The sequence below is a fragment of the Sphingobium naphthae genome (assembly GCF_043589935.1).
GTDB lineage: Bacteria > Pseudomonadota > Alphaproteobacteria > Sphingomonadales > Sphingomonadaceae > Sphingobium > Sphingobium naphthae_A.
In genome coordinates this window covers 1,327,937-1,343,351 of sequence record NZ_CP171454.1, presented here as the reverse complement: position 1 = coordinate 1,343,351, position 15,415 = coordinate 1,327,937, and the positions used below count along the sequence as shown (strand labels likewise).

Here is a 15,415-nt window from a genome sequence, read left to right as displayed (position 1 = left end):
AAAGATTGACCGCTTGATCCAGAATCCCGGCTTCCTGCTGACCGTGCTGGCCTTCGTGGCGGTCATCGGACCGCTCGTTTTCGTCCATGAGCTTGGCCATTATCTTGTCGGCCGCTGGTGCGGGGTGAAGGCGGAGGCCTTCTCGATCGGCTTTGGTCCCGAACTGTTCGCCTGGGTGGACAGGCGCGGCACCCGCTGGCGCGTGGCGGCGCTGCCGCTGGGCGGCTATGTCCGCTTCAAGGGCGACATGAACGCCGCCAGCATGACCGATCCGGCCTGGCTGCAACTGCCGGCGAAGGAGCGGGCGGAAAGCTTCCCGGCCAGGCCGCTGTGGCAACGCGCCGCCATCGTCGCCGCCGGCCCGGCGATCAACTTCCTGTTTGCCATCCTCATCATCGCCACCTTCGCCTTCGTCCATGGCGAAAGCCGCACCCCCGCCGTCGCGGGCGTGGTCGAGCGGGGCAGCGCCGCCGATGCCGCGGGCATCCAGGTCGGCGACCGCATCCTGTCCTTCAACGGGCGAGCGATGGACACCTATACCGATATGGTCATGTACACGCGCATCCGGCCGGGCGAGCCCGTCGACGTCGTGATCGACCGGGGCGGCAAGCGGCTGGAGATCCAGACGCGCATCGGCGCGGTGATGGAGGATGACGGCTTCGGCCAGCAATATCGCGTCGGCCGCCTGGGCATCGGCGCCAGCGATCCGGTGGTCGAGCGGGTCGGCCTGCTGCGCGCGCCGGTGGTAGCGATCGAGCGCACTGGACAGATCGTGCGCACCATGGTCGAGACGCTGGGCCAGATCGTCACGGGCGGACGATCGGTCAAGGAACTGGGCGGCCCGCTCAAGATCGCGCAGGTGTCGGGCCAAGCGGCGACGCTGGGGTTGGAGAGCTTCATCTTCTTCACCGCGCTCATCTCGATTAACTTGGGGTTCATCAACCTCTTGCCAATTCCCATGCTCGATGGCGGGCATCTGCTCTTTTACGGGATCGAGGCGGTGCAGCGGCGTCCGGTCAGTGCGCAGGCGCAGGAATGGGCCTATCGGTCGGGCCTGGCGGTGCTGATGGCGATGATGCTGCTGGTGACTTTCAACGATTTGTCGTCTTTCGGGCTTTGGAAAAGCCTGTCCGGCTTGATCGGCTGACGCGCTTCGGGCAGGGAAGCGCGGCTTGGCGTCGTCTGTTGCGACGGAAACATTCTTTTTGCGTTTGAGGTGAGCGGGTGAAAGCGATGAACAGCAGCATGAGGCAGCGCCCGGTCGTGGCCGCCCTGTTGGCGACGACGATGATCGCGGGCCTCGTGGGCGTTCCGGCGATGGCGCAGGATGCGACGGCGCCCGCCGCGGCCCCGGCCGCCGCGCCCACCATGGCGCCGCAGGGCACGATCCGCGCCATCACCGTGACGGGCACGCAGCGGCTGGAGCCGGACACGGTCCTGTCCTACACCAAGCTGCGCATGGGCCAGCCCTTCAGCCAGGAAAGCCTCGACCAGGCGCTGCGCGACCTGTACGAAACCGAATTGTTCGCCGACGTCCAGATCCGCAACGACAATGGCGCGCTGACGGTCGAGGTGAAGGAAAACCCGGTCATCAACCGCATCGTGCTGGAAGGCAATAAGCGGCTGAAGGACGACAAGATCCGTCCCGAAATCAAGCTCGCCCCGCGCCAGATCTACACCCGCTCCAAGGTCCGCGCCGACGTGGCGCGCATCGTCGAGCTGTATCGCCGCCAGGGCCGCTTCGCCGCAACGATCGAGCCCAAGATGGTCCAGCTGGACCAGAACCGCGTCGACATCGTCTTCGAAATCTCGGAAGGGCCAAAGTCCAAGGTCCGCCAGATCAACATCATCGGCAACGACAAGTTCAGCGACGGCGAACTGCGCAGCGAGATGGTGACCAAGCAGTCGCGCTGGTTCCGCATCTTCTCCTCGGGCACCAGCTATGATCCCGACCGCCTCGCCTATGACCAGCAGAAGCTGCGCCAATTCTACCTGACCGAAGGCTATGCCGACTTCCGCGTCATTTCGGCGGTGGCGGAACTGACGCCCGACAAGCAGGACTTCATCATCACGTACGTCGTCGAGGAAGGCGACCGGTACAAGTTTGGCGATGTGAAGGTCGAATCGGACATTCGCGACCTGTCTGGCGAAAATCTGACCAAGCGCCTGCCGATGAAGACGGGCGACTGGTATAATGCCAAGCTGGTCGAGGACACGGTCGACACGCTCAGCGAGACGGCGGGCCTGTTCGGCTATGCCTTCGCCGACGTCCAGCCGGACTTCAACCGCAACAAGGAAGACCTGACGATGGGGATTAATTTCCGCATCGCCAATGCGCCGCGCGTCTATGTCGAACGAGTCGACATCAACGGCAACACGCTGACGCAGGACAAGGTCATCCGCCGCGAATTCCGTCTGGCCGAAGGGGACGCGTTCAACAGCTTCCTCGTCAAGCGCTCGAAGGACCGCATCAACTCGCTCGGCTATTTCCAGGAAAAGCTCGACATCGAGCAGAAGCCGGGCTCGGCGCCCGACCGCATCGTCCTGGAAACCAATGTGCAGGAAAAATCGACCGGCGAATTGTCGCTGTCGGCCGGCTTCTCCTCGCTGGAGCGGTTCATCGTCGCGGCGTCGATCACGCAGCGCAACTTCCGCGGCAAGGGCCAGGAACTGCGCACGTCGGTCAATTATTCGGCCTATTCCAAGTCGGTCGAGGTGGGCTTTACCGAGCCCTATTTCATGGACAAGAATATCGCGCTGGGCGGCGACATCTATCGTCGCGATCTCAACAGCTTCCGCTATCTGACCAATAACGATCGCGACACGACCTACGAACAGACGACCACCGGCTTCCAGATCCGCGCCGGCGTGCCGATCACCGAATATATGTCGCTGGCGCTGCGCTACAGCCTCAATTTCGATGACGTGACGCTGGACGAGGATACCTATTATTCGGACACGGACGGCGATGGCGACACCGAGTGCGACCCGCTGCTGGCCGGCCGCTATCTGTGCGACGCGATCGGCAAGCGCACCACCTCGTCGGTCGGTTATTCGCTGATCTACGATACGCGCGACAATCGCATCCGCGCGACGCGTGGTCATAACATCACGCTGAGCCAAGATTTCGCGGGCCTGGGCGGCGACGTCAAATATGTGAAGACCCGCCTGTCCGCGTCCAAATATTGGCCGCTGGGCGGTGGCTTCATCTTCTCGCTGTCGGGCGAGGGCGGCTATATCCACAGCTTGGAAGGCGAACGGCGCGACGCGGCCGGCAATCTGGTCGACAAGGTCCGCCTGGTCGATCGCTTCTTCCTGGGCGAACCGCAGATTCGCGGCTTCGACATCCGCGGCATCGGCCCGCGCGTGAAGCGTTACTATCTGACCGCGCAGACCGACGACGACGGCAACACCACCGGCTACACCCGCAGCAACAGCAACAACAATGTCTCGGACGACGCGCTGGGCGGCAAGGTCTATTATCTCGCTCGCGCCGAAGTGCAGATCCCGCTGGGCTCGGCTGCGCGCGAAATGGGCCTGCGCCCGTCGATCTTCGTCGATGCCGGTGCGGTCGCCGGCTTGCGTGATCCTGACACGATCCAGTTCAACGGCTATTGCGCCCCCACGTCCGGCTCCGGCTCGACGGTCGAAGCGGGCGGCACGCCGCGGGCGCCGACCTGCCCGGTCAACTACAGCTTCTCGGGCGGCAATTTCGAGGAGGAATATCTCGGCGACACGCTCAAGCCGCGTGTTTCCGTGGGCTTTGGCGTCAACTGGAACTCGCCCTTCGGCCCGTTCCGCATCGACATCGCCAAGGCCCTGCTCAAGGAACCAGGGGACGACAACAAGCTCATCACCTTCAATGTGGGGACTCAATTCTGATGAAGACTATCGTTAAAGCCGCGGCGCTGGTTCTGGCGCCCATGACCGCCATCGCGCTGACCGCTGTCCCGGCCGCCGCCCAGACCAAGTCGGGCATCGCTGTCGTCGACCTGGAGGAAGCCGTCGCCAAGAGCAGCGCCTTCACCACCGCGATGACGCAGATGCAGACCACCTACAAGCCGCAGCTGGACCAGATCAACAGCCGCCGCACCGCGATCGAAACCGATCTCAAGAGCAAGAATGATGCGCTGCAGGCCGCCTACAAGGCCGCCGGCAACAAGTCGACGCCGGCGCTGGAAACCCAGTTCCAGCAGCTGCAGCAGGCCCAGCAGAGCGGCCAGGCCGAACTGCAGCGCCTGACCCAGCCGGTGGCGCTGGCCCGCGCCTATGTCGAGCAGCAGATCGTCGACAAGCTGGACGAGGCGCTCAAGGCCGCGACCGCCAAGACAAAGGCCGAAGTCGTGCTCAAGAAGGCTGCGACCGAAAGCTTCGCCTCGGGCGCGGACATCACCCCGGCGGTGATCACCGAACTCAACGCGCTGGTGCCCAGCGTCGGCATCACCCCGCCGGCCGGCTGGCAGCCCGGCGGCCGCCAGGGTGCAGCGCCCGCCGCTGCCGCTCCGGCGACCCCGGCGCAGGCGCCCAAGTCGCGCTGACACAGGAATGAACGGAGAGGTTGAAACGACCGCGCGTGGCCCGATGGATATCCGTCGGGTCATGGCCGCGCTGCCGCACCGTTATCCGATGCTGCTGATCGATCGCGTGGTGTCGCTGGTGCCCAGCCAGTCGATCCATGCGGTTAAGGCGGTGTCGGTGAACGAGCCCTTTTTCCAGGGCCATTTTCCCACCCGGCCGATCATGCCCGGCGTGCTGATCGTCGAGGCGCTGGCCCAGGCGGCCGGCGTGCTGGCGGTGGAATCGATGAACCTGGCCGATTCGGGCAAGCTCGTCTATTTCATGAGCATCGACGGAGCGAAGTTCCGGTCGCCGGTGGAGCCGGGCTGCCTGCTCGACCTGCATGTCGAAGTGACCCAGAATCGCGGCGCGATCTGCAAGTTCAGCGGCAAGGCGATGATCGAGGGCAAGCTGGCGTCGGAAGCCAATTTCGTCGCGATGATCACCGACCCGCCGCAGGATTGATCGCACGGCCATCACCATGCTTGCTTTGGCGCGCCGAAACCGCTAACGGCGCGCCTTCGCTTATTTTCGCATCCGGCCGGTCGGAAACCGGCCATCAGAGGAGCAGTTCGCCATGAAGGCCGATACCCACCCCGATTACCACATGATCACCGTCCAGATGACCGACGGCACCACCTTCCAGACCCGCTCGACCTGGGGCAAGGAAGGCGACACGCTGGCGCTCGACATTGATCCCAAGTCGCACCCGGCCTGGACGGGCGGCAACCGCCAGCTCGACACCGGCGGCCAGGTGGCGCGCTTCAACAAGCGTTTCGGTGGTCTGACGCTGAAGAAGTAATCGGCCTCACATGGCATGGCAGGATAAGGGCGCCCTGAAACGGGCGCCCTTTTTCGTTGCGGCGGAGCAGCGGGGTCAGCAAGGGGTCATGCGTCGGCCGCCACCGCCACCTCGATTGCGCCGGGCGCGATCTTCACCATCACCGGCGTGCGCGCCAGCACTTCCCCGTCAATCGAGATGCGCTGGGGCGGGCGCGTGTCGATGCGGAACGCCCGGCCGTGAAATTCCAGCGTATGCGCGTCGCGATCGCGCAGCTTGAAGAATTTGGCATACCAGTCCCAGGCGAGCCGCGGCTTGCTGCGCCCGACCACCGCCTGCACTACGATCTCCCCGGTATCGACGTCGGCATGATCGGACAGTTCGACCCCGCCATGATAGGGACCGTTCAGGATGCGCACCTCGGTCGACCATAGCCGATGTTCCTGCGTCCCATCATCGATGATCAGGCGGAACGGGCGGAAGCCGACCGAACATTTCGCTGCCCAGACCAGATAGCCGACGCGGCCCAGATAGCGTTTCAGCTTGTGCGGCACCGTCTGCCCGATCATCGGCGACAGGCCCAGCGAGGCGGCGTTGACGAAATAGTCGCGGTCGATCATCCCCAGGTCGACGCGCCGGCGCCGGCCCGTCGCGATCGCCCGCACCGCGCCGTCCAGGTCCAGCGGCAGGCCCAGCGTGCGCGCGAAGCTGTTGGCGGTGCCCAGCGGCAGCAGCGCGAACACGCAGTCCTTGCCGACAAATTCGTCCACCGTGCTCGACATGGAGCCGTCGCCGCCGCCCACGATCACCATCGGCGCGCCACTGTCGATCGCTTGCCGCACCGTTGCGGCCATCTGCTCGGGATCCTTGACCGCATGCGCGGCGATCAGCCGCACGCCGGCCGCCTCCAGCTTCTCGCGCGCCTGATCGAAATTGTCCTGGCCGCGTCGGCTATGGGCGTTGACGATCAATATGGCGTCTTTGGGCAGGGTCGTCGTTTCCATGTCGCAATAACTCCGCACCGGTGAATCGGCTCCGGCCGGAAACCCTTTCCGCGCGATTCGTTACTCAGCCATGGCCCGTATCGCTCATCTGTCCGACATTCATTTCGGCGCGAACGATCCCAAGATCGTCGACGCCGCCACCGCCTGGCTGCAGGAGCGCCAGCCGGACCTGGTGGTCATCAGCGGCGACTTCACCCAGCGCGCCCGCATCGACCAGTTCCGCCAGGCCGCCGCCTGGCTCGGTCGCCTGCACGCTGCGGGGCTCAGGACGCTGGTCGTGCCGGGCAATCATGACGTGCCGCTCTACGATGTCGTGCGCCGCTTCATGGCGCCGCTGCGCCGCTATCGCCGCTATATCAGCCATGATCTCTGCCCCTTTTACGAGGATGCCGAAGTCGCAATTCTGGGCATCAACACCGCTCGGTCGCTAACGATCAAGGACGGGCGGATCAATCATGATCAAATGGACATGCTTCGCGACCGCTTCGCCTCGGTAGCGCCGGACAAGACTCGTATCCTGGTCACCCATCATCCGCTGTTCGCCATGCCCATCGGCAAGGGCGGCGAACTGAGCGAAGCCGTGGGGCGGCATGAGGATGCCGTCAGAGCTGTCTGCCAGGCCGGCGTCCATGTCGCGCTGGCCGGCCATTTCCACCGCACCTATGCCGAAGCCGCGCAGAAGATGGTGGCGCATAGCGGCGGCGCACTTGTCATCCAGGCGGGCACCGCCACCTCCACGCGCCTGCGCAATGCCGAACCGCAAAGCTTCAACTGGCTCCACGTCCGCCGCAACAATGCAATGGAGTTGCAGGTCATCGTCTGGGACGGCGCCAGCTTCCGCCGCGCCAGCCATGTGGAATATGTCCATGACGGCGAAGGCTGGACCTCCCGTGACGTGGTGGAGCCGCCACGGGTGGGGAAAATTCCGCCGCATCAGGTCCTGCGCGGCTGACGCCGCGACTTGGCGCTACTGCGCCTTGCCTTTCAACGCCTCCGCCAGCGACATTGTGGCGCTGCCGCGCCGCGCGGGTTGCGCCTGGCTGGGATCGGGTTTCCAGCCGGACAGATAAATGACCGCCATCTGCTCGGCGATGCGGCCATCGGGATCGGCGCTGTCGGCGAAATGCGCGGCTGCGCGCATCAGCACCTCGCGCGTCAGCGGTGGGGGGCGATGGGCCAGCATGTTGCCAGCGCCCATGCCGCGCAGGTCGTGCATCAACCGCACGATGTCGCCATAGCGGATCGTCAGCATCTCCCCGTCCGCCACCGGCATGGCGAAGCCGGCGCGGCTCAGCAGGTCGCCGGCGGCGCGGACGTCGACCTGGGGATGGACATGCTGGCCGGGTCGATCACCCTCGGCGGCGAGCAGCGCGGACTTGAGCCGGGGCAGGCTGCCCGCGCCCGCAAAGGCCGCCAGCATCAGCCCGTCGGGCCGCAGCACGCGTCGCATCAGGATCAGCCCGCCGGGCAGGTCGTTGACGCTGTCGAGCGTGCCGCAGGCCAGCACCAGGTCGAAGCTGGCGTCGGCAAAGGGCAGGGCGTCCTCGTCCGCCTGCACGCCTCCGGCCTTTCGCGCCGCCAGGAAGGCGGGATCGACGCAGGCGACGCGCTTGCCCATCGCTTCCAGCGCGACGCGGGCGCTGTCGTCCGGACACCCGATCAGCAGCGCTTCGGGCAGGTCCCGCTGCACATCGCCCAGCCGTTCCAGCAATTCGTCCAGCATCACCCGGTGCAGGAAATCATGCGCCGCAAAACCGGGCAGCATCCGGTCGCGCCGGCGCGCGCGCAGCGATCGGTCGAAAATGTCGGGGCGGGTGTCCATGGCGGGCCTTGTGCATGCGCGGCGAAGCGGGAACAAGGCAGATGATGCCTCTCGCCCCGCTTCTCAAGGCCGCGTTGCGCCCCGCGCTCGATTATGCGCTGCCGCCGCGCTGCCCGGGCTGCGGCGCGATCGTCGGGGAGGATTTCGCCTTCTGCCTCGACTGCTGGAGCAGCATGGAATTTCTGGGCGAACCCTGCTGCGTGCGGTGCGGCCTGCCCTTTCCCCATGATCTGGGGGAAGGGGCGGCCTGCGGCGCCTGCCTCGCCGATCCGCCCGCCTGGGACGGCGCGCGTGCGGTGCTGGCCTACGGCGCGGTTGCGCGCACCGTGGCGCTGCGTCTCAAATATGGCCGGCGCATCGGCCTGGCGCGGCTGATCGCGCGGCAGATGCTGCGCCATGCCGGCACGGGGGAGGCGGGCGATCCGCCCCTGATAGTGCCGGTGCCGCTGCATCGCTGGCGGCTGTGGAATCGCGGCTTCAACCAGTCGGCTCTTATCGCCGATCATCTCGGCCGGCTGACCGGATGGCCGGTGGATCGGCACGGATTGCGACGCATCAGGCGGACGCAGCCGCTGCGCGGCATGAACCCGGCGCAGCGGGCGCGCGCGGTGCGCGGCGCCTTCGCACTGGCGACTGGCCATGGCTTTGGCGGGCGGCGCGTCGTGCTGGTCGACGATGTCCATACCAGCGGCGCGACCGCCGCCGCCTGCGCCCGTGCGCTCAAGCAAGGGGGCGCGGTGGAGGTGCGGCTGCTCTGCTGGGCGCGGGCGCTGCCGGACCGCGATGCCGCGCCTGCCGGCGGCTCCGCGGATGCGTCCGATTGACAAAGCCGCGCGTTCCCCCATCTTCAGGACAAAGGAGCGTTTATCTTCATGGCGAAAGTGGAAATCTATACCAAGGCCTGGTGCGGCTATTGCGCCCGGGCCAAGTCCCTGCTCGACAGCAAGGGCGCGGCCTATCAGGAATATGACATCAGCATGGGCGGCCCCAAGCGCGACGAGATGCTGGGCCGCGCGCCCGGCCGGACGACCGTGCCGCAAATCTTTATCGACGGTAAGCATATCGGCGGCAGCGACGATCTCGCCGCGCTGAACCGCGAGGGCAAGCTGGACGCGCTGCTCGCCCAGTGACGATCCTGCGCGCCGCCCTGTTCCAGATGACGAGCGGGATCGATCCCGCCGCCAATGCCGCCGCGATCGTGGAGATGGTCCACCGCGCCAAGGGCGAGGGGGCGGACATGCTCTTCACGCCGGAAATGGCGGGCTATCTCGATCGCGATCGCAAGCGCGCGGCGCAGACGCTGCGCAGCGAAGCGGAGGATGCCGTGCTGGCCGCCGTGCGCGATGCGGCCGCGCGCGCGGGCCTGTGGGTGCATCTGGGCTCGCTGCCGCTCAGGGACGAACGCGCCGATGGCCGCTGGGCCAATCGCAGCCTGATGATCGACGCCAATGGCGACATCCGCGCGCGATACGACAAGATCCATTTGTTCGACGTCGATCTCGCCAGCGGCGAAAGCTGGCGGGAGTCGGCGGTCTATGGGCCGGGCGAGCAGGTCGTCGCGGTGGATACGCCCTGGGGGCGAATGGGCCTGTCGATCTGCTATGATATGCGGTTTCCCGATCTGTATCGCGCGCTCACCGATGCCGGCGCGACGATCCTGCTCGCGCCGGCCGCCTTCACCGTGCCGACCGGGCAGGCGCATTGGCATGTGCTGCTGCGCGCCCGCGCGATCGAGGCGGGCTGCGTTATGATCGCGACCGCGCAGGCCGGGACGCATGCCGATGGCCGCGTCACCTATGGGCACAGCCTGGTGGTCGATCCCTGGGGCGATCTGCTGCTCGATATGGGGGACGCGGCGGGCTTGGGGCTTGCGGACATCGACTTGTCGCGCATAGGGGATGTGCGCGCGCGGGTGCCCGCGCTCGCCAACCGCCGGATCATGCCCAGGGACGTGACAATTTCGTGATCGTGTTCGACCTTAAATGCAGTGGCCAGGGCCATGTGTTCGAAGCCTGGTTCGGCTCCAGCGCGGACTATGAGGCGCAGCAGGCGCGCGGCCTCATCGCCTGTCCGATCTGCGGCGATGCTGCCGTGACCAAGGCGGTGATGGCGCCCGCCGTCGCGGCCAAGGGCAACAGCCGCGCGGTCGCGCCCCTGCCTGACACGCCCGCGCCGGCCGCCAGCGGCATCGACATGGCGAAGATGCAGGCGCTGGTCGAAGCCGTCGCCAAGGCGCAGCAGAAGTTGCTGGCCGACTCCACCTGGGTCGGCCGCGACTTCGCCGACCAGGCCCGCGCCATGCACTATGGCGAACAGGACCGCGCCAGCATCCACGGCGAAGTCGCTCCCGCCGAAGCCAAGGCGCTGATCGACGAAGGCGTCGAGGTTGCGCCCCTGCCGCTTCCGGTCGTCCCCCCGCACGCGAAGAATTGACCGAAACGCGCGCGCGCAATAGAGCCGTGGCCGGGCACCCATAGCTCAGCAGGATAGAGCATCAGATTCCTAATCTGGGGGCCACTGGTTCGAATCCAGTTGGGTGCACCATTTCGATGGACGCCATCAGCGTCCGGCAGCGCTGCTCTGCGCCCGACACCATGGCTTTGCAGGATTTTTGCCCAGCCGCTCCCTCGCGAAATTTCCAGAGTGACGGGAACATCGAATGTTCTGACGCCGTTATGACGATGTCACCATCGAAACGACGGAGTGTCAGAAAATGGGAGCCCTCAAGACGTCAATGATGATTTTCACGCTCAGCGCCTGTCTTGGCGCCTGCGCGCCGACTGATTCGATTGTTGACGCTGCTCCCGCGCACAATGCCCGCAATTCGCTGGATTGGGTGGGCACCTATAGCGGGATACTTCCTTGCGCCGATTGTCCGGGCATCGCCACGAGCGTCACCTTGAACGCCGATGGGACGTACAGCATGCGATCGCGATATATCGGCAAGTCAGCGCCGGTGACGGCGAGCGATGGACGTTTCACTTGGAGTGCGGATGGGCGCAGCATCCTTTTCTCCGGCGCTGAGCCCGCCCGGTTTCAGGTCGGCGAAAGCCGGCTGACGCGAATTGCGCTCGATGGATCATCGACGACCAGCCTGACGCCCGACCACTATGTGTTGACCAAGGCAAACGATCCGATCAGGGAAAAATATTGGAAGCTCGTTGAACTGCGCGGCCAGCCAGTCGGGGCGATGGAGCGGGAGCCTCATCTTATCTTGAAGGCAGAGGGCGACCGCGTCACCGGGTTCGCCGGATGCAATATGTTCAATGGCCGGTATGTGGTGGACGAACGGACGGCTCGTATCCGCTTCGATCAGCTTGTCATGACGCGAGTGGCGTGCAGCGATGGCATGCAGGTCGAGCGGGTCTTCAGCCAAGTGCTGGAGCAAGTCGATAATTATTCGCTCGACGGCGATCATCTCTCGCTCAACCGGGCGCGAATGGCGCCCCTCGCGCGCTTCGAGGCCGTGCAGCTGCCATAAGGTCTAACGCCGCCGTTCGGGGTTGGGCCCGCCATTGCGGTCAAGGTCGGTTGAGTGGCAGGCGATCATCACGCCCGCGGGCTGGACAAGGACTGGGCTTGCTACGTCATTTGCAACATGCCCGCTCAAAACGCCTTTATTTCGCTATCGAAATGAAATTTCAGCATGTCGCGCAAGCTGTCCAGTTCGCTGTCCAGCTTGATCGCGGAGCCCAGGTCGGGCTGGCCCGGCCAGCCCGCGTCGCGGATCGTGAGGCCCGCGGCGCTGCGGCTGCCTTCGTAGCGGGGGATGACATGGAAATGGACATGGGGATCGACCATCATCAGCATCAGATAGTTGATCTTGTCATAGTCCACCGCCCTGGCGAGCGCCGCTTCGATCGTGGCGGTGACGGTCTTGAGTTCGGCATGCGCCGCCGCCGGCAGGTCGCCAAAGGCGGTGGCCTCGCTCCTGGCCGCCAGCACCAGCGATCCCAGCGTCGGCTGGGCCGGGCGCAGCAGCACCAGCCAATGGTCGAACTGCGCGATCAGCGTCGCGGGATAGCCGAACTTTTCGATCGTGGCGTTCATGCGCGCCGGCCCTCCAATGCCGCTTCGGCTTCGTCCATCCAGCTGACGACCGGCCGGCCCGACGCGCGCATCGCATAGGCCTGCGCCAGACGCACCGCGTGGACGATCAGCGAGATGATGGTCCACCAGGCAAGCGCGATCAGGCCGATGTCCGGCCGCCCTGCCAGCAGGGCGACGAACAGGATCACCATATTGGGGTTGCGCCGCGCGGTGATGAGGCGGAACTGGCTGTCGAAGCGCCGCCAGACATGGATGTGCATGTTGAAGCTGCGCAGGAACAGCCCCTCGATCACCCGTTGCAGCACATAGCCGGCGATCACCGCCGTCATGATGAAGGCAAAGGTTTCGTCCGACAGCGCCAGCCCCCAATAGACGAGCCCGGTTCCCCAGAAATACCACCAGAAGGGCGGGTGGACGAGGTCGACGCCATGGTCGATCACATTGCCCCATTTGGACGAGGTGATGGTGCAGCGGGCAAGCTTCCCATCGACCGTGTCGAGCACCATGAAGATGAAGCCGGAGAGGAAGCCGGTCCAGTAAAGCCCCTTGGCGAAGAGGACGGTCGCGACGACGCACAGAGTGACGCCGATCACCGACACCATGTTCGGCGTCATGCGCAGTTGCGCCGCGATGCGGGTCAGCACCAGCGCCAGTTCGGGCCAGAGATATTTTGTGAGGATGTCGGTCACGCCCTTATAGGCGCCGAAATAGCTGCGCCGTTCGATCTCCCGCCGGTTCGCCGGCGTGAGTTCGCGCACCATGGGCTGCTCCAGCTTGCGCAACTGGCGATTGTAAAGCTGTCGCCCGTCCGACAAGTCGACGATATGGGGGGCGCTCAGCAGGTCAGCCCCCTGCGCTACCTGCCCGACGATCGGCGCGTCGCCCCAGGTGAAAAGCGTCCCCGGCGTGTCCAGCACGAGGGTCAGCAGCAGCGGATCGAAGGCATAGGCCAGGTTGAACAGCAGCTCATGTCCCGGTGCGAGGCGGCTGCCATTCTTCGCCGCGCTCTGCGCCATGCGCCGGTTGCGTTCGGCATTGGACATGCCCCAGATCGGCGTCGCATTGTCGCCGATCAGCCGGACCGGGCCCAGATTGGTGGACAGAAGCTGGCTCATGCGGCGTCCTTCAGAAAGTCGAGGATGATGTCGGCCTGTCGGCGCGAAGCGGGGACGGGGGACCGGTCGATGGAATCGCGCATCGCGGCTTCCTGCACGCCAAGGAACCCGGCTTGCAAGTTGTTCGCGCGGGCAAGCGCTGCGGGCAGGGCGTCCATCGTCTCGATCACCTGCCCCAGCCGCCAATGAGCGAAGGCCTCGCAACTGGCGTCGCGATGGTCGAGGTTGAGGAAGATGCAGGGCCGCGGCTCGATCAGAAATTCATAGACCTGGCTCGATACGTCGCCCAGATAGACGTCCGCGCTCATCGTATAGCTCATGTCGATCGACCGGCGACTGCCCATGTCCACCCGGATGTGAGGTGCCGCGCTGCTGATCGGCGGCACCCGCCGGGCCAGCTTGGTATGCGGCGCAATAAGAACGTTCCAACCCTCCAGCGACTCCAGCGCCGCCATCACTCCCGGGCCATGCCTGATCCAGGAAGACAGGATCGGGTCGAAATGCGGATTATAGAGCAGCACCGGCTTGTCGTCGGCGAAGAAGCGCTGCCGGGCCGCCTTCAGCTCGAATTTGGGATAGCCGCCGATCGCGATGCGCGTGTCGACGCACAGACCGCGCTCGATCATGCGCCGGCGATCCTTCTCGCCCGCGACCAGCGTCAGGTCGAATTCGGCGTGGCGCTTCTTGTACCCGCCCTCCCGGTCGCCCGCGCCATGTTTGATGAGGATCAACCGCGAGGCGAAGCCGGGCATCCGACGCAGCCAGGCGCTGCTGATCTCGGTCGTGACGATTGCGGGATAGCGTGCAATCCGCCGATGGTTGAGCAGCAGCGTGGCCAGGCGCGAAGGCTGGCGGAACAGCGAGTCGGGGCCGGACGGCGGCCGCGCCAGCCGGACCTGCGCCAACCGCCCGTCGGGATCGTAGCTGCCGATGAGCGCCAGCAGCTTGTCCGATGGCGACAGGACGCTCACCCGCACGCCTGGCCGCCGCGCCAGTTCCAGCGCGGCCGGGAGCCAGTGATAGAGCTGCTGCGCTTCGGCGATGGCGAGAAAGGCGATGTCGGTCGGCAAGCGAAGGGTGATCCTGCAAGCGGTTGAGGGACGAAGGGGCGGACCTGCCGCTTTCTCATTGCCCTAGCGCGACCGGCAGAGGAAGCAAGCCGCCGCCCGTAGTTCTGCAAGCCATTTGCAACAAGGGCTTGGGGGGAGAAACATCGCCCTCGACGCTGGACCTTTGCAGATTTTTTGTTATTCGGGCCCCGACTGACAGACACATTCCCGAAGAGGCTCGACGAGCGATGGCCGAATTTGCGTTGCCCAAGAACAGCAAGATCAACGGCAAGGGCGTGACCCACAAGGCGCCGGACGGGGCGACCAATGTGCGCAGCTTCAAAGTCTATCGCTACGATCCCGACTCCGGCGAAAATCCGCGTTATGACACGTTCGAGATCGACCTCGACACTTGCGGCCCGATGGTCCTCGACGCGCTGCTGAAGATCAAGAATGAATATGATCCGACGCTGACCTTCCGCCGGTCCTGCCGCGAAGGCATTTGCGGGTCCTGTTCGATGAACATGAACGGCAAGAACGGACTGGCCTGCACCACCGCGATCGACGAATGCGCGGGCAAGCAGGTGCAGATAACGCCGCTGCCGCACATGGACGTGATCAAGGATCTGGTGCCCGACTTCACCCATTTCTACGCGCAGTACAACAGCATCAAGCCCTGGCTGCAAACCGTCAGCCCCGCGCCCAGCGGCAAGGAACGGCTCCAGTCGCCCGCCGACCGCGAGAAGCTGGACGGGCTCTATGAATGCATCCTGTGCGCTTGCTGCTCGACCAGCTGCCCCAGCTATTGGTGGAACTCCGACAAGTTCCTCGGCCCGGCTATCCTGCTCCAGGCCTATCGCTGGCTGGCCGACAGCCGCGACGAATATACCGGCGAGCGGCTCGACGAGTTGGAGGATCCCTTCCGCCTCTATCGCTGCCACACCATCATGAACTGCGCGAATGTCTGCCCCAAGGGGCTCAGCCCCGCCAAGGCGATCGCCGAAACCAAGAAGATGATGGTCGAGCGGCAGCTGTAA

General features: G+C 65.3%; 17 protein-coding genes and 1 tRNA gene. 13 read left to right on the top strand and 5 right to left on the bottom strand.

Features of this window, described 5'->3' with window-relative positions:
• The first annotated feature begins 13 nt into the window (after positions 1-13).
• The 5 genes from rseP (at position 14) to rpmE (ending at position 5,359) form a co-directional block, all read left to right on the top strand.
• Positions 14-1,147: an RIP metalloprotease RseP gene (gene rseP / locus ACGGKE_RS06565; protein ID WP_394441186.1), complete on the top strand. Its 1,134-nt coding sequence runs from the start codon at positions 14-16 to the stop codon at positions 1,145-1,147.
• 86 nt (positions 1,148-1,233) lie between these two features.
• Positions 1,234-3,882, top strand: a complete 2,649-nt coding sequence (gene bamA, locus ACGGKE_RS06560) for an outer membrane protein assembly factor BamA (RefSeq protein ID WP_394441183.1) — start codon at positions 1,234-1,236, stop codon at positions 3,880-3,882.
• Positions 3,882-4,538 (top strand): OmpH family outer membrane protein, encoded by a 657-nt coding sequence (locus ACGGKE_RS06555; RefSeq protein ID WP_394441181.1) that lies wholly within the window; start codon positions 3,882-3,884, stop codon positions 4,536-4,538. The genes bamA and ACGGKE_RS06555 overlap by 1 nt, the downstream gene beginning before the upstream one ends.
• A gap of 43 nt (positions 4,539-4,581) precedes the next feature.
• A complete protein-coding gene (gene fabZ, locus ACGGKE_RS06550) occupies positions 4,582-5,022 on the top strand; it encodes a 3-hydroxyacyl-ACP dehydratase FabZ (protein WP_394441179.1) in 441 nt (146 codons plus the stop codon).
• A 112-nt stretch (positions 5,023-5,134) separates the two neighbouring features.
• Complete coding sequence (gene rpmE, locus ACGGKE_RS06545) at positions 5,135-5,359, top strand: 50S ribosomal protein L31 (RefSeq protein WP_009822308.1); 225 nt, start codon at positions 5,135-5,137, stop codon at positions 5,357-5,359.
• Between the two features lie 86 nt (positions 5,360-5,445).
• On the opposite strand, the gene ACGGKE_RS06540 is transcribed toward rpmE, so the two are convergent.
• On the bottom strand, positions 5,446-6,342 hold the full coding sequence (locus ACGGKE_RS06540; protein WP_394441175.1) for a diacylglycerol/lipid kinase family protein: 897 nt from the start codon (positions 6,340-6,342) through the stop codon (positions 5,446-5,448).
• Positions 6,343-6,412: 70 nt separating this feature from the next.
• Between ACGGKE_RS06540 and ACGGKE_RS06535 the strand changes: the two genes are divergently transcribed.
• Positions 6,413-7,294, top strand: a complete 882-nt coding sequence (locus tag ACGGKE_RS06535) for a metallophosphoesterase family protein (RefSeq protein ID WP_394441172.1) — start codon at positions 6,413-6,415, stop codon at positions 7,292-7,294.
• Positions 7,295-7,309: 15 nt separating this feature from the next.
• On the opposite strand, the gene ACGGKE_RS06530 is transcribed toward ACGGKE_RS06535, so the two are convergent.
• Positions 7,310-8,164 carry a methyltransferase domain-containing protein gene (locus tag ACGGKE_RS06530; protein WP_394441169.1) on the bottom strand — a complete coding sequence of 285 codons (855 nt, stop codon included), beginning with the start codon at positions 8,162-8,164 and terminating at the stop codon, positions 7,310-7,312.
• A 41-nt stretch (positions 8,165-8,205) separates the two neighbouring features.
• Here ACGGKE_RS06530 and ACGGKE_RS06525 point away from each other — a divergent pair, with 41 nt between their 5' ends.
• The 6 genes from ACGGKE_RS06525 to ACGGKE_RS06500 all read left to right on the top strand — a co-directional run bounded on the left by ACGGKE_RS06525 (position 8,206) and on the right by ACGGKE_RS06500 (position 11,645).
• Positions 8,206-8,988 (top strand): double zinc ribbon domain-containing protein, encoded by a 783-nt coding sequence (locus ACGGKE_RS06525; protein WP_394441166.1) that lies wholly within the window; start codon positions 8,206-8,208, stop codon positions 8,986-8,988.
• A 48-nt stretch (positions 8,989-9,036) separates the two neighbouring features.
• The gene (gene grxC, locus ACGGKE_RS06520) at positions 9,037-9,294 is read left to right on the top strand and encodes a glutaredoxin 3 (RefSeq protein WP_228165763.1); all 258 of its coding nucleotides are present in this window, start codon (positions 9,037-9,039) and stop codon (positions 9,292-9,294) included.
• A 5-nt stretch (positions 9,295-9,299) separates the two neighbouring features.
• The gene (locus ACGGKE_RS06515; protein ID WP_394441775.1) at positions 9,300-10,130 is read left to right on the top strand and encodes a carbon-nitrogen hydrolase family protein; all 831 of its coding nucleotides are present in this window, start codon (positions 9,300-9,302) and stop codon (positions 10,128-10,130) included.
• Entirely contained in the window at positions 10,127-10,597 is a 471-nt protein-coding gene (locus ACGGKE_RS06510; protein ID WP_394441163.1) for a DUF1178 family protein, read from the top strand. Before ACGGKE_RS06515 ends, ACGGKE_RS06510 begins: the two co-directional genes overlap by 4 nt.
• Before the next feature lie 34 nt (positions 10,598-10,631).
• A tRNA-Arg gene (locus ACGGKE_RS06505) sits at positions 10,632-10,708 on the top strand.
• A gap of 169 nt (positions 10,709-10,877) precedes the next feature.
• Positions 10,878-11,645, top strand: a complete 768-nt coding sequence (locus ACGGKE_RS06500; protein WP_394441161.1) for an META domain-containing protein — start codon at positions 10,878-10,880, stop codon at positions 11,643-11,645.
• 125 nt (positions 11,646-11,770) lie between these two features.
• On the opposite strand, the gene ACGGKE_RS06495 is transcribed toward ACGGKE_RS06500, so the two are convergent.
• The 3 genes from ACGGKE_RS06495 to ACGGKE_RS06485 are packed head-to-tail and all read right to left on the bottom strand — an operon-like array spanning position 11,771 to position 14,399.
• Positions 11,771-12,214, bottom strand: a complete 444-nt coding sequence (locus ACGGKE_RS06495) for an HIT family protein (protein WP_394441159.1) — start codon at positions 12,212-12,214, stop codon at positions 11,771-11,773.
• Positions 12,211-13,329, bottom strand: coding sequence for a CDP-alcohol phosphatidyltransferase family protein (locus ACGGKE_RS06490; protein ID WP_394441156.1), 1,119 nt, complete (start codon positions 13,327-13,329; stop codon positions 12,211-12,213). The genes ACGGKE_RS06495 and ACGGKE_RS06490 overlap by 4 nt, the downstream gene beginning before the upstream one ends.
• Complete coding sequence (locus ACGGKE_RS06485; protein ID WP_394441153.1) at positions 13,326-14,399, bottom strand: glycosyl transferase; 1,074 nt, start codon at positions 14,397-14,399, stop codon at positions 13,326-13,328. The genes ACGGKE_RS06490 and ACGGKE_RS06485 overlap by 4 nt, the downstream gene beginning before the upstream one ends.
• A 227-nt stretch (positions 14,400-14,626) precedes the next feature.
• On the opposite strand from ACGGKE_RS06485, the gene ACGGKE_RS06480 reads away from it, so the two are divergent.
• Positions 14,627-15,415: a succinate dehydrogenase iron-sulfur subunit gene (locus ACGGKE_RS06480; protein WP_394441150.1), complete on the top strand. Its 789-nt coding sequence runs from the start codon at positions 14,627-14,629 to the stop codon at positions 15,413-15,415.

Excerpts from the sequence above, each read along its gene's own strand:
- bamA (WP_394441183.1), top strand. The coding sequence starts at position 1,234 with ATGAACAGCAGCATGAGGCAGCGCCCGGTCGTGGCCGCCCTGTTGGCG.
- ACGGKE_RS06555 (WP_394441181.1), top strand. The coding sequence starts at position 3,882 with ATGAAGACTATCGTTAAAGCCGCGGCGCTGGTTCTGGCGCCCATGACC.
- fabZ (WP_394441179.1), top strand. The coding sequence starts at position 4,582 with ATGGATATCCGTCGGGTCATGGCCGCGCTGCCGCACCGTTATCCGATG.
- rpmE (WP_009822308.1), top strand. The coding sequence starts at position 5,135 with ATGAAGGCCGATACCCACCCCGATTACCACATGATCACCGTCCAGATG.
- ACGGKE_RS06540 (WP_394441175.1), bottom strand. The coding sequence starts at position 6,342 with ATGGAAACGACGACCCTGCCCAAAGACGCCATATTGATCGTCAACGCC.
- ACGGKE_RS06535 (WP_394441172.1), top strand. The coding sequence starts at position 6,413 with ATGGCCCGTATCGCTCATCTGTCCGACATTCATTTCGGCGCGAACGAT.
- ACGGKE_RS06530 (WP_394441169.1), bottom strand. The coding sequence starts at position 8,164 with ATGGACACCCGCCCCGACATTTTCGACCGATCGCTGCGCGCGCGCCGG.
- ACGGKE_RS06525 (WP_394441166.1), top strand. The coding sequence starts at position 8,206 with ATGATGCCTCTCGCCCCGCTTCTCAAGGCCGCGTTGCGCCCCGCGCTC.
- grxC (WP_228165763.1), top strand. The coding sequence starts at position 9,037 with ATGGCGAAAGTGGAAATCTATACCAAGGCCTGGTGCGGCTATTGCGCC.
- ACGGKE_RS06500 (WP_394441161.1), top strand. The coding sequence starts at position 10,878 with ATGGGAGCCCTCAAGACGTCAATGATGATTTTCACGCTCAGCGCCTGT.
- ACGGKE_RS06495 (WP_394441159.1), bottom strand. The coding sequence starts at position 12,214 with ATGAACGCCACGATCGAAAAGTTCGGCTATCCCGCGACGCTGATCGCG.
- ACGGKE_RS06490 (WP_394441156.1), bottom strand. The coding sequence starts at position 13,329 with ATGAGCCAGCTTCTGTCCACCAATCTGGGCCCGGTCCGGCTGATCGGC.
- ACGGKE_RS06480 (WP_394441150.1), top strand. The coding sequence starts at position 14,627 with ATGGCCGAATTTGCGTTGCCCAAGAACAGCAAGATCAACGGCAAGGGC.